The 12,525-nt window shown below is 60.2% G+C and carries 11 protein-coding genes; 2 read left to right on the top strand and 9 right to left on the bottom strand.

Going from position 1 to position 12,525, the window contains the following annotated elements; translation table 11 throughout:
• Positions 1-8: 8 nt before the first annotated feature.
• From KGA83_RS22350 to pcaR, 9 genes are all read right to left on the bottom strand, one after another.
• A complete protein-coding gene (locus tag KGA83_RS22350; RefSeq protein ID WP_223530946.1) occupies positions 9-1,373 on the bottom strand; it encodes a 3-carboxy-cis,cis-muconate cycloisomerase in 1,365 nt (454 codons plus the stop codon).
• Positions 1,374-1,416: 43 nt separating this feature from the next.
• Positions 1,417-2,721 carry an MFS family transporter gene (locus tag KGA83_RS22355; RefSeq protein ID WP_108216754.1) on the bottom strand — a complete coding sequence of 435 codons (1,305 nt, stop codon included), beginning with the start codon at positions 2,719-2,721 and terminating at the stop codon, positions 1,417-1,419.
• 193 nt (positions 2,722-2,914) lie between these two features.
• On the bottom strand, positions 2,915-3,481 hold the full coding sequence (gene pcaG, locus KGA83_RS22360) for a protocatechuate 3,4-dioxygenase subunit alpha (RefSeq protein ID WP_223530948.1): 567 nt from the start codon (positions 3,479-3,481) through the stop codon (positions 2,915-2,917).
• Position 3,482: 1 nt separating this feature from the next.
• Entirely contained in the window at positions 3,483-4,187 is a 705-nt protein-coding gene (gene pcaH, locus KGA83_RS22365; RefSeq protein ID WP_108216752.1) for a protocatechuate 3,4-dioxygenase subunit beta, read from the bottom strand.
• 37 nt (positions 4,188-4,224) lie between these two features.
• Positions 4,225-5,430 carry a 3-oxoadipyl-CoA thiolase gene (gene pcaF / locus KGA83_RS22370; RefSeq protein WP_223530952.1) on the bottom strand — a complete coding sequence of 402 codons (1,206 nt, stop codon included), beginning with the start codon at positions 5,428-5,430 and terminating at the stop codon, positions 4,225-4,227.
• Positions 5,427-6,206 (bottom strand): CoA-transferase subunit beta, encoded by a 780-nt coding sequence (locus KGA83_RS22375; protein WP_108216750.1) that lies wholly within the window; start codon positions 6,204-6,206, stop codon positions 5,427-5,429. Before KGA83_RS22375 ends, pcaF begins: the two co-directional genes overlap by 4 nt.
• Entirely contained in the window at positions 6,206-7,063 is an 858-nt protein-coding gene (locus tag KGA83_RS22380) for a CoA transferase subunit A (RefSeq protein ID WP_020798340.1), read from the bottom strand. The genes KGA83_RS22375 and KGA83_RS22380 overlap by 1 nt, the downstream gene beginning before the upstream one ends.
• A gap of 220 nt (positions 7,064-7,283) precedes the next feature.
• Positions 7,284-8,630 carry an MFS transporter gene (locus KGA83_RS22385; RefSeq protein ID WP_223530950.1) on the bottom strand — a complete coding sequence of 449 codons (1,347 nt, stop codon included), beginning with the start codon at positions 8,628-8,630 and terminating at the stop codon, positions 7,284-7,286.
• Positions 8,631-8,753: 123 nt separating this feature from the next.
• Positions 8,754-9,596: a pca regulon transcriptional regulator PcaR gene (gene pcaR / locus KGA83_RS22390; protein WP_108216748.1), complete on the bottom strand. Its 843-nt coding sequence runs from the start codon at positions 9,594-9,596 to the stop codon at positions 8,754-8,756.
• A 690-nt stretch (positions 9,597-10,286) separates the two neighbouring features.
• Between pcaR and KGA83_RS22395 the strand changes: the two genes are divergently transcribed.
• Together KGA83_RS22395 and KGA83_RS22400 are read left to right on the top strand one after the other, a co-directional pair.
• Positions 10,287-10,487 carry a hypothetical protein gene (locus KGA83_RS22395; protein ID WP_007986337.1) on the top strand — a complete coding sequence of 67 codons (201 nt, stop codon included), beginning with the start codon at positions 10,287-10,289 and terminating at the stop codon, positions 10,485-10,487.
• A gap of 377 nt (positions 10,488-10,864) precedes the next feature.
• A complete protein-coding gene (locus KGA83_RS22400; RefSeq protein WP_108216747.1) occupies positions 10,865-12,340 on the top strand; it encodes an inorganic phosphate transporter in 1,476 nt (491 codons plus the stop codon).
• Positions 12,341-12,525 lie beyond the last annotated feature (185 nt).

The following is a 12,525-nucleotide window of genomic DNA, read 5'->3' on the forward strand; positions in this document are numbered from 1 at the left end:
AGTCTCCTTCAGGCAGTCAATGCAGAATGTTCAGCCACCGCCCGCTCGACCCAGGTTTTGGCCTGACCGAGGTAATGGGCGGGGTCCAGCAGATGATCGAGTTCAGCCGCCGACAGCTCGACGGTCACTTGCGGTTCGTCGCCCAGGATCGCACGCAGGTGACGCTGTTCGGCCACCGCGCGCTTGCAGCATTGCTCCAGCAGATGATGCGCGGCATCGCGCCCTACCCGTTGCGCGAGGACGATGCTCACCGCTTCGGCAAGCACCAGGCCCTGGGTCAAATCGAGGTTGCGCGCCATGCGCTTGGCATCCACTTCCAGGTCGTCGGCGATCAACAACGCCTGCTGCAGGCTGCCCGACACCAGGCAGCAAATTTCCGGCAGGGTTTCCCACTCGGCATGCCACAGACCGAGGCTGCGTTCGTGTTCCTGGGGCATGGCGCTGAACAGCGTCGAGAGCAAACCGGGTACGCGAGTCGCCGCGCCGATCAGCACCGCCGCGCCCACCGGATTGCGCTTGTGCGGCATGGTCGAAGAACCGCCCTTGCCCGGCGCTGAAGGTTCGAACACTTCGCCAGCCTCGGTTTGCATCAGCAGGCTGATGTCGCGGCCGAGTTTGCCGAGACTGCCGGCGATCAGGCCGAGTGCGGCACCGAACTCCACCACGCGATCGCGCTGGGTATGCCACGGCTGATCGGGCAAGGTCAGTTGCAGTTCTTCGGCCAGCGCCTGGGCAATCGGCATGGCCTGCTCACCCAGGGCTGCAAGGGTTCCGGACGCGCCGCCGAATTGCAGCACCAGCAGGCGCGGCTTGAGTTCGGCCAAGCGTTGGCGACTGCGCGTCACCGCCCCCAGCCAACCGGCGATTTTCATGCCGAGGGTGACCGGCGTCGCATGCTGCAGCCAGGTGCGTCCGGCCAATGGCGTGGTCGCGTAGCGCTGGGCCTGGGACGCGAGCGTCTGCCCCAGTTGCGCCAGATGGTTTTCGATCAGTTCCAGTGCGCGGCGCAGTTGCAGCACCAGGCCGCTGTCCATCACGTCCTGACTGGTCGCGCCCAGATGCACATAGCGCTCGGCTTCGGCATCGGTGGCCGCGATCTGTTTGCCCAGTGCCTTGACCAACGGAATCGCCGAGTTACCCGCCGTGGCAATCGCCTCGCCCAACGCCGCGAAGTCATAAAGCCCGACGCGGCAAGCCGCTTCAATTGGCGCGACAGCACTCGGCGGAATCAACCCGACCCGCGCTTCGGCCCGGGCCAGTGCCGCTTCGAAATCGAGCATGGCCTGGACCCGGCCCTGATCGCAGAACACCTCACGCATTTCGCGGGCAGTGAAATAGGCATCGAACAATTGATTGCCCGGTCGCTGGTTCATAAAAAATTCCTGGAGGCGCGGGCCTGCGGTCCGCGCGTGAAGATCAAAGATCGTGATGCAGATACTTCGCCTGTTTCGGCAGACGCAGGCTGAACAGGAACGCTATCGCCATCATCACCGTCACGTACCAGTAGAAGGAGTTTTCCATGCCCACGGCCTTGAGGCTCAAGGCCACGTATTCCGCCGAACCACCGAAGATCGCATTCGCCACCGCATACGCCAGGCCGACACCCAGCGCACGCACTTCCGGCGGGAACATCTCGGCTTTTACCAGACCGCTGATCGAGGTGTAGAAACTGACGATCGAGAGCGCCAGGGTAATCAGCACGAAGGCCAGAAACGGACTTGTCACGCTTTTCAGGCTCAACAGGATCGGCACGGTGAACAGCGTGCCGAGGGCGCCGAACCAGAGCATCGAGTTACGCCGGCCGATCTTGTCGGCGAGCATGCCGAAAATCGGCTGCATGCACATATAGAGGAACAGCGCGCCGGTCATGATGTAGCTGGCGGTCTTGGCCGGCATGCCGGCGGTATTCACCAGGTACTTCTGCATGTACGTGGTGAAAGTGTAGAAAATCAGCGAACCACCGGCGGTGTAACCCAGTACGGTGATGAACGCGGCTTTGTGGTCGCGAAATAGCGCGCCGATGCTGCCGGCGTCCTTGTTTTCGCGCATTTCCTTGCTGGAAGTTTCTTTAAGCGAACGACGCAAATACAGCGAAACCAACGCCGCCATGGCACCGACCACAAAGGGGATCCGCCAGCCGTAGGCACGCAGGTCGTCCTCGGTGAGGAACTGTTGCAGGATCACCACCAATGACACCGCGAGCAACTGGCCGCCAATCAGGGTCACGTACTGGAACGAGGCGAAGAAACCGCGCTGGCCCTTGAGCGCCACTTCGCTCATGTAAGTCGCGGTGGTGCCGTACTCACCGCCCACCGACAAGCCTTGCAGCAAACGGGCGAACAGCAGCAGGATCGGCGCCCAGACCCCGATACTGTTGTAGGTCGGCAAGCAGGCAATCAGCAAAGAGCCGAAGCACATCATCAGAATCGAGATCAGCATCGAGTTCTTGCGCCCGTGCTTGTCCGCCAAGCGCCCGAAAATCCAGCCACCAATCGGGCGCATCAGGAAGCCGGCGGCAAACACGCCTGCGGTGTTGACCAACTGCACCGTGGGGTTGTCGGACGGAAAAAAGGCCGGCGCGAAATAGATCGCACAGAAGGCATAGACATAGAAGTCGAACCATTCGACCAGGTTGCCGGACGAAGCACCGACAATGGCGAAGATCCGCTTGTTGCGTTCTTCGCCCGTATAAAGAGCTATAGGAGCCGTGGGTGTTGTCATTGTTTTTTCACTCTGTGGGGACAGTGAGAGTCTAGACACGCTTTGAAACAATCCCGTTCCGCAGATGCATCAGCGATACGCAACCCCTGTAGGAGCGAGCCTGCTCGCGATAGCAGTGTGTCAGACGACATCGACAGTGAATGTACCGACGCCATCGCGAGCAGGCTCGCTCCTACAGGTGAACGGTGTTCACTCAATAGTCGAAGAATACCGTCTCGGCATCAGTGCCCTGCAAAATCACGTTCCACTGGTACACGCCCGACGCATCCTGCTTCGCCATCAGCGTATTACGACGCTCGGCCGGCACGCACTCCAGCAATGGATCATTCACGTTAGCCGCCTCGCCATCAAAATAAATCCGCGTCAGCAAGTGCTTCACCAGGCCACGGGCAAACACCAGCACCACCAGGTGCGGCGCCTGGGTCGTACCTTTGAGCCCCTCAACCGTGCCCGGCTTGATGGTGGTGAAGCGAAACCGTCCTTCGGCATCCACCGGCACCCGGCCAAAACCTTCGAAGTTCGGGTCCAGGGGTTTGCCCTGGTCATCTTCCGGGTGATCGTATTTGCCGGCCGCGTTGGCCTGCCAGACTTCCAGCATTGCGTCGTTGACGACATCACCGTTGCCATCGACCACTTGCCCGGTGATCGCCACGCGTTCGCCCAGGGTTTGTTCGACAGTCAGGTTTTCGCGGTTCAGCCAGGTCAGGCCGATGTGGTAGTACGGCCCGACGGTGTGGGACGTGGTTGCAGTCAGCGTCATCTTATTTCTCCATCGGCGTGGCGTCGCGGCCGCGCAAAACGATGTCCCAGCGATAACCGAGGGCATAGGAAGGAATGGTTTTTTCCAGATCGAAGGTGGCGATCAAACGCTCTTTGGCGCTGGTATCGGGCACGCAGTTGTAGATCGGGTCGTACGCCAGCAGCGGGTCACCCGGAAAATACATCTGCGTCACCAGGCGCGTCAGGATGCTCGGCCCGAACAGCGAGAAATGGATGTGCGCCGGGCGCCAGGCGTTGTGGTGGTTGCCCCATGGATAGGCACCGGGCTTGATGGTCTGGAACTGATACCAGCCATCGGCGTCGGTCACGGTACGGCCGGTACCGGTGAAGTTCGGGTCCAGCGGCGCGTCGTGCAGGTCGCGAGCATGGGCGTAGCGACCGGCGGCGTTGGCCTGCCAGATCTCCACCAGAATCCCCGGCACCGGCAGACCGTTTTCATCCAGTACACGACCGTGAATGATGATGCGCTCACCCTGTGGCTGCCCCTCATGCTGGGCGGTCAGGTCGTTGTCCTTCTCGTTGACGCGCTCGGCGCCGATGGTCGGCCCGGTGATTTCCGACAACGAATGGGGCAGAAACACCAACGGCTTGGACGGCGAGCGCAGGTTGGTGGATTGATAGGTCGGGTGCAGGTATTCCGGCTGAGTGCCCGCCTGCGGGCGACGGTATCCAGGCTTGTCAGTCATGAAGCATTCCTCAGTTCTTATAAGTCTTCAGAGCGCGTCAGACGCGCTCGATCGCCAGGGCCAGACCCTGACCGACGCCGACGCACATGGTCGCCAGAGCTTTCTTGCCACCGGTTTTTTCCAGCTGATGCAACGCGGTCAACACCAGTCTCGCGCCGCTCATGCCCAACGGGTGACCCAAGGCAATCGCGCCACCGTTGGGGTTGACCTGGGCCGCATCGTCGGCGATCCCCAGTTCACGCAGCACTGCCAAACCCTGGCTGGCGAAGGCTTCGTTGAGTTCGATCACGTCGAAATCGCTGACCGCCACACCAAGGCGTTCGGTCAGTTTACGTACCGCAGGCACCGGGCCAATGCCCATCACCCGCGGCGCAACACCGGCGCTGGCCATGCCCAGCACTTTGGCGCGAGCGGTCAGGCCGTGTTTCTTCACGGCTTCGGCCGAGGCCAGGATCAACGCTGCCGCGCCATCGTTCACTCCGGAGGCGTTGCCGGCAGTGACAGTTTTGTCGGGGCCGTTGACCGGTTTGAGTTTGGTCAGGGCTTGCAGGGTGGTGTCGGCGCGAGGATGCTCGTCCTGGTTGACCACGGTTTCACCCTTCTTGTGGGCAATGCGCACTTCGACGATTTCTTCCGCGAAAAAACCTGCGGCTTGCGCGGCGGCCGTACGCTGCTGGCTGCGCAAGGCAAAGGCGTCCTGATCGGCTCGGGACACTTTGTAATCATCGGCGACGTTGTCAGCGGTCTGCGGCATCGCATCCACACCGTACTGGGCTTTCATCAATGGGTTGATAAAACGCCAGCCAATGGTGGTGTCTTCCAGTTTCATGTTGCGCGAGAACGCGGCATCCGCTTTGCCCATCACGAACGGCGCACGGGACATCGACTCGACGCCACCGGCAATCGCCAGCTCCATCTCGCCGCTGGCGATGGCGCGGAACGCGGTGCCGATGGCGTCCATGCCCGAAGCGCAGAGGCGATTGAGGGTCACGCCGGGAATGGTTTGCGGCAGGCCCGCCAGCAGCAGCGCCATGCGCGCTACGTTGCGGTTGTCTTCACCGGCCTGGTTGGCGCAACCGAGGAACACCTCGTCCACCGCAGACCAATCCACCGACGGGTTGCGCTCCATCAGCGCCTTGATAGGCACGGCGGCCAGGTCATCGGCGCGAACCGTCGACAGACCACCGCCGAAACGGCCGATGGGGGTACGAATCGCGTCGCAGATATAAACGTCACGCATCAGGCTTCTCCGGGGGCTTGGCCGTGGGCGGCGGCGGTGCGGGCTTCAAGATCACGCAGCGCGGTCAACTCCACGATGGTTGGCTGCGCGGTGGTCGCAACACTGTCGGCAAAGCGAATCGGCCAACCGGTGGCGGCGATCACTTGCTCGCGGGTCACGCCTGGATGCAGTGCGGTGACCACGAACTCGTGGGTGCCCTCCTCTGGCTCCATGGTGCACAGGTCAGTGATGATCCCGACCGGACCGGCGCCCGGCAGACCGAGACGCTTGCGCGAATCACCGCCCTCGCCATGGCCGACCGAAGTAATGAAATCGAGCTTGTCGACAAAGGAGCGCGCCGACTGCTTGAGGATGATCAGTACGCTCTTGGCGGAACCTGCAATCTCCGGCGCGCCACCGGCACCTGGCAGGCGCACTTTCGGCGCGTGGTAATCGCCGACCACCGTGGTGTTGATGTTGCCGAAACGGTCGACCTGTGCCGCACCAAGGAAGCCGACGTCGATGCGTCCGCCCTGCAGCCAGTAACGGAAAATCTCGCCGGTCGGGACCACGGTGTCGGCAGTTTCCGCCAGTTCACCGTCGCCGATCGACAACGGCAGTACGCTCGGCTTGGCACCGATCGGACCCGATTCGTAGATCAGAACGACATCAGGCGAGGAAGTCAGGCGCGCCAGGTTGGCCGCTTTCGACGGCAGGCCGATGCCGACGAAGCACACCGAACCGTTCTTCAGACGGCGAGCGGCGGCGACGGTCATCATTTCATTGGTGGTGTAAGTCATTACTTCGCCTCCGAAGCGGCGGCCAGTTTGGCCTGAAACTCGCTGAAGTCAGCGCTGCCGTGGATGTATTCGTTGATCCACGCGGTGAAGGTTTCACGGTCGCGGGCAATCGGGTCCCAGGCCTGGTAGAAGCGGTTGTCGCGCTCGTTGTAACCGTGGGCGTAGGACGGATGCGCACCGCCAGGTACGTGGCAAACCGCGCTCAAGGCCCAGGTTGGCAATACACAGGAATTCATCGGTGCATTGAGGTCGTCGACGATTTCCTCAACGGTGACGATGCAGCGCTTGGCGGCCAGTGCGGCTTCTTTCTGCACGCCGAGGATGCCCCAGAGCAGCACGTTGCCCTTGCGGTCGGCTTTCTGCGCGTGAATCACGGTAATGTCCGGACGTACCGAAGGTACGGCGGCCAACACTTCGCCAGTGAACGGGCAGGTGACGGATTTGATCAGCGGGTTGACCTTCGGCAAGTCGGAACCGGCGTAGGCACGCAGGACCGCGAACGGCAGGCCGGAAGCGCCGGCAACGTAGGCATTGGCCAGGTCAGCGTGGCTGTGCTCTTCGATTTCCAGCGGGTGCGGCCACTGCTTCTCAACGGCGTCACGCAGGCGATGCAGAGAGCCGACACCCGGGTTGCCGCCCCAGGAGAAAATCAGCTTGCGGGCACAACCGGCACCGATCAACTGGTCGTAGATCAAGTCAGGGGTCATCCGCACCAGGGTCAGGTCTTTCTTGCCCTGGCGAATGATTTCGTGACCCGCCGCCGTCGGGATCAGGTGGGTAAAGCCTTCGAGCGCGACCGTATCGCCGTCGTTTACGAATTGCTTCACCGCGTCGTGCAGCGAAAGGATTTCAGCCATTGGGGCAGGCTCCCATTTATTGTTAACCGACAGTGGAAGAAGGCGCCGATGCGCAGCGCCTGGATGACTGAAGATTAAGCCCGTGCAAAACGCCAAACAATCCGATAATCGACTAACCGTTCGATTATCGAACATATTGTTGCTTGGCTACCGATCTCTGTAGGAGCGGGCTTGCCCGCGAAGAGGCCCGATAACTCACCGTAAAACTCGGCAACCAACCTCAGGTCGCATCCGCATGACTGACCATGCCCTTGATCACCACTGCCGTGGTCGCCAGGGCCGCCGGAATCACCAGCGCTGTCAGCACTTGCTCGAAATTCCAGCCCAGCCCTAACAGCGTTGCACCCATCCACGCCCCGAGAATGGCGCCGAAGCGGCCGATGCCAAGCATCCACGACACGCCAGTGGCCCGCCCCTGAGTCGGATAGAACCGCGCCGCCAGTGACGGCATCGCCGATTGCGCACCGTTGACACACATCCCGGCCACCAGCACCAGGGTCGCCAGGATTGTGATGTTGCCCAGGCTCTGCCCTACCGCGTAGGCAAACACCCCGGCCAGCAGGTAAAAAATGCCGATGACCTTGTGCGGATTGAACCGGTCCATTGCCCAGCCCACGCCCACCGCACTCAGCACGCCACCGAACTGGAACAGCGCGCCGATAAAAGCGGCTTGCTCCATGCTCGCGCCACTGTCACGCATCAGCGTCGGAAGCCAGCTGGTCAGCAGGTAAACGATCACCAGGCCCATGAAGTAGGTCAGCCACAGCAGCAAGGTGCCGGTGCTATAGGTGCCGGAGAAGATCACCGCAAACACATTGCGCGCCTTCACGGTTTTCTGTTCCGGCACGCTGAAACTGGACGCCTGGGCCACCACCGTCGGATCAATCGGCGCCAGTGCCTTGCGCACTTTGTCCGTACCGCGATTGCGTACCACCAGGTAACGCGCCGACTCCGGCAACCAGAACAGCAAAACGACGGCGAGGATCAGCGGCAGAATCCCGCCGATCAGCAGCAGGCTGTGCCAGCCAAAGGCCGGAATCAGCTTGGCCGAGATGAATCCGCCGCCAGCCATGCCCAGGTTGAAACCGCAGAACATGCTGGTCACCAGCAGTGACTTCTTGCGCTCCGGTGTGTACTCCGACAGCAGCGTGGTGGCATTCGGCATGCCGGCGCCCAGACCCAGGCCGGTCAGGAAGCGCAACACCAGCAACTGATCGACATTGCTGCTGTAGGCCGAGGCCAGGCTGAAGGCACCGAACAACAGCACCGCACCGACCAGTACGACTTTTCGTCCGAAGCGGTCAGCCAATGGCCCTGAACCGAGTGCGCCGAATACCATGCCGATCAAGGCGGCACTCATCACCGGGCCAAGGCTGGCACGATCGATCCCCCAATCCTGAGACAGCGCCGGCGCAATGAACCCCATGGCCGCGGTATCGAGGCCATCGAGGAAGACAATCAGGAAACACAGGATCACCACCCGCCATTGGTAGCGCGAAATGGGTTGAGCATTGATGAAGGACTGCACGTCGAGGCAGTTACCTACAGCAGACTGAGGCTGGTTCATTATTTTTATTCCATGGATCGCAGTCGAACGGTGTCAGCAGATGCTGACGAAGCCGCGACAGTAATGATCCGCAGGAAACAGCGTCAATTCGATAAACGCGACTCTGTGCGTTTATCGAACAGCTTAGGCAAACAGCTGAGCGCTGAGGTCGCGACTGGCACTCAGCAGGCCAGGCAGAAATCGTTGTTGCAGCTCATTGCGGCTGACTCGCCCGGCGTGAGTGCTGACGTTGAGGGCCGCAACTACCTGGCCGGAGGCGTCATACACAGGAACGGCAATTGAACGCAGCCCTTGCTCAAGTTCCTGGTCAACGATGCACCAGCCTTGCTGTCGCACCTCTTGCAGGCATTCGAGCAATGCCTCGGGGGTGTGAATCGTACGGCTGGTCTTGGCTTGCAATTCGGCGTGATCGAGGTATTCGCCCAGCGACGTGTCATCCAGCGCGGCCAGCAGAATCCGCCCCATCGACGTGCAATAGGCCGGCAGGCGCCCGCCCACCGACAGGTCCACCGAAATCAGGCGCTGGGTGGTTGCGGAGCGGGCGATGTACAAAATGTCGTCACCTTCCAGCGTGGCCATGTTGCAGGCCTCGTGCAGTTGCTCGCTCATGCGGTCCAGATAAGGCTGGGCGGACACCGCCAGTGGCGTCGATGACACGTAGGCATGGCCGAGGGTCAGCACTTTGGGCAGCAACGAATAGGTGCGGCCGTCGGTGGTGGCGTAGCCGAGTTTGATCAGGGTGTGCAGGCAACGGCGCACGGCGGCGCGGGGAATTTCCGTTCGGTGACTGATTTGGGCGATGGTCAGGTGTCGTTTGCGCTCCTGGAACGCTTGCACCACGGCCAGACCACGGGCCAGGGACGTCATGAAGTCCGGGTCGCCGGTCAGTGCCTGGATCCGTTTGGCCGGTGAAGCAACGATGGGGGGAGCCACTGAAGTGAAGGAATTACGCATTTGATCGTTCATACAAGGTCCTTTTACCCACTCGGATCAGCGACTATTACAAAGGGCTACCGCCTGGCGCTCAAGCCTGGATCGCCATCTTCGGGCGATTATCGAACACTCGACCGATAATCGCAATCCACCGTCCCAATCACCCGATTCGCGGGTGTCCGGCTTTTCGCTGACTCACGAACCGCTGCTTACATCGACTCGACACAGGACTTTATGGGGCAATCCAAATACCGTAACTTGTTCGAACTAAATGGCGTCAGGCAGGCATCGCTGCAATGTGGTACCCGTCGGCGTTCCAGTTAATCGTAAAGTTTCGAGCAACAAAACGGTTACACACCGGGATCCGCTTTTAACTCTTTGGAGATAGTGTTCTTCAAATCGGCCGCTATAATACAATTCAGTAGCGCTTCGGTTTTTTACTTGCCGAACCCGCTGCCCGGCAATGCGATGTTCCATCGCCGTTGCCCGTTGCAAGCGCCAGGCTCGCATTCAACCGCCTTGCCAGTGCGCTTGCCGATACAGGAAACTGAAGCTACGTCAGCTGTTTATATCTGGTGCCGTGGCCGCCTGTGACATGGAAGTATTGATCACCCTGTTGCCAAAACGATGCCTTGACGGCATTGCCCATTCGACGAACGTGATCAATCGATTTGATGCAGCGCGTGTTCACCAGAATTTATCCCAACTCAATCAGGTAGCACTGTGACGAAAGACGAACTGCGCGCGGAACTAGAGCGCCAGGAACAACGCTACAAGGAAGTTTACGGCGGAGAAGTCACCACTTACGCCGCTCAACCCGAACCGGAACGCAAACCCTGGCGTAAACGCGCCACCGTTCAGGACCAGGTTTTCCAGCAAGAACTTCAAAAAATGGAAAAGGAACTCAAAGCCGAAGAGCCGTGACTGCTTTGGCCTGATCCTTACAAAGGCCTGCCTCTGCACCCGTTAAAAGCGGGGGTGTATTGATGTTGCCTTTCGCGCCCGCCATGAGCGGGCAGCGGCCATCACCGTCGTCGAATCCGGCAGATTTTCGGTATCTGACCTATTTCTCAGATTTTTCTCACAACCATTCAAGCACCCCTTACCGGGTCGCAAAGGTTTTGTGATGGTATCTTTTTTCTATAAAATCAATGACTTATAAAACACAGCAAAACCGTGGGTTTTCAGGTGCTGCGGCAAAAAAAATCGTTGAAGTATGTTACCGATGAGCAGCTAGTGCATTGATTAGCAGTCTTTTCTGGCATAATCGCGCCCCCTTATGACCGGGTCAGAAAACCTTCATGATCGATTTATTCAGCGGACTGGATGCTTGGGTGCTTGTGAGCCTCTTGCTCGCCCTGGCCTTTGTCCTCGCCTTCGAGTTCATCAACGGCTTTCATGACACCGCTAACGCGGTGGCGACCGTTATCTACACCAAAGCCATGCCGCCTCACCTGGCGGTGTTTTTCTCCGGTGTGTTCAACTTCCTCGGCGTGCTGCTGGGCGGGGTCGGCGTGGCGTATGCCATCGTCCACCTGCTACCGGTAGAACTGCTGATCAATGTGAACACCGGGCACGGACTGGCCATGGTGTTCTCGTTGCTCGCCGCCGCCATCACCTGGAACCTGGGCACCTGGTACTTCGGTATTCCCGCTTCCAGCTCCCACACGCTGATCGGTTCGATCCTCGGTGTCGGCCTGGCCAACGCCCTGATCAACGATATTCCGCTGGCTGACGGTGTGAACTGGCAGAAAGCGATCGATATCGGCGCTTCCCTGGTGTTCTCGCCAATGGCCGGTTTCCTGATCGCCGCGCTGATCCTGATCGGTCTTAAATGGTGGCGTCCGCTGTCGAAGATGCACAAGACGCCGGAACAGCGCCGCAAGATCGATGACAAGAAACACCCGCCGTTCTGGAATCGCCTGGTACTGGTGATCTCGGCCATGGCCGTGAGTTTCGTGCACGGCTCCAACGATGGCCAGAAAGGTATCGGCCTGATCATGCTGGTCCTGATCGGTATCGTGCCGGCCCAGTTCGTCCTCGACCTGAACAGCACGACCTACCAGATCGAGCGGACTCGCGACGCCACGCTGCACCTGAGCCAGTTCTACCAGCGTAATTCCGAAACCCTGGGCGAGTTCCTGGCCCTGGGCAAGAGCCTGGATGGCGATCTGCCGGAGAAATTCCGTTGCAACCCGCAACAGACCGAACCGACCATCGCCGCCCTGCTCGGCACTCTAAAGGGTGTAGCCGACTACCACTCGCTGCCGTCGGAAAGCCGCATCGAAGTACGTCGTTACCTGCTCTGCCTGGACGACACGGCGAAGAAAGTCAGCAAGTTGCCAACGCTCGGTGCCCGTGAAAAGGCTGACCTGGACAAGCTGCGCAAGGACCTGACCACCACCACTGAATACGCTCCGTTCTGGGTGATCCTGGCGGTTGCACTGGCCTTGGGCCTGGGCACCATGGTCGGCTGGAAACGCGTGGTACTGACCATTGGCGAGAAGATCGGCAAGCAAGGCATGACCTACTCCCAAGGCATGTCGGCGCAGATCACCACTGCCAGCCTGATCGGCATGGCGAACATCTTCAGCCTGCCGGTTTCCACCACCCACGTGCTGTCCTCGGGCGTGGCGGGCACCATGGTTGCCAACAAAAGCGGCCTGCAAAGCGGCACCGTCAGAACCATCCTGCTGGCCTGGGTATTGACCCTGCCAGCCACCGTGGCCCTGTCGGCCGGGTTGTTCTGGCTGGCTTCGAAGGCTCTTGGCAGCTGATAGGCAGCCAAACGAAAAAAGGCGCGCTCCGCAAGGACCGCGCCTTTTTTATTGCTGCTGTCCCGTCCTGAATAAGGTTTACACCTTCTGACCCATTCTCAGGAGGAAGTAATGAACACGGGTGAAAGGCGCAGTCAGCGCGACTACACGTTGACCTTTAAATTGTCGGTCGTCGATCAGGTCGA

Source organism: Pseudomonas sp. GL-R-19 (assembly GCF_019956375.1).
Classification (GTDB): Bacteria; Pseudomonadota; Gammaproteobacteria; order Pseudomonadales; family Pseudomonadaceae; genus Aquipseudomonas.

Excerpts from the sequence above, each read along its gene's own strand:
- KGA83_RS22350 (WP_223530946.1), bottom strand. The coding sequence starts at position 1,373 with ATGAACCAGCGACCGGGCAATCAATTGTTCGATGCCTATTTCACTGCC.
- KGA83_RS22355 (WP_108216754.1), bottom strand. The coding sequence starts at position 2,721 with ATGACAACACCCACGGCTCCTATAGCTCTTTATACGGGCGAAGAACGC.
- pcaG (WP_223530948.1), bottom strand. The coding sequence starts at position 3,481 with ATGACGCTGACTGCAACCACGTCCCACACCGTCGGGCCGTACTACCAC.
- pcaH (WP_108216752.1), bottom strand. The coding sequence starts at position 4,187 with ATGACTGACAAGCCTGGATACCGTCGCCCGCAGGCGGGCACTCAGCCG.
- KGA83_RS22375 (WP_108216750.1), bottom strand. The coding sequence starts at position 6,206 with ATGACTTACACCACCAATGAAATGATGACCGTCGCCGCCGCTCGCCGT.
- KGA83_RS22380 (WP_020798340.1), bottom strand. The coding sequence starts at position 7,063 with ATGGCTGAAATCCTTTCGCTGCACGACGCGGTGAAGCAATTCGTAAAC.
- KGA83_RS22385 (WP_223530950.1), bottom strand. The coding sequence starts at position 8,630 with ATGAACCAGCCTCAGTCTGCTGTAGGTAACTGCCTCGACGTGCAGTCC.
- pcaR (WP_108216748.1), bottom strand. The coding sequence starts at position 9,596 with ATGAACGATCAAATGCGTAATTCCTTCACTTCAGTGGCTCCCCCCATC.
- KGA83_RS22400 (WP_108216747.1), top strand. The coding sequence starts at position 10,865 with ATGATCGATTTATTCAGCGGACTGGATGCTTGGGTGCTTGTGAGCCTC.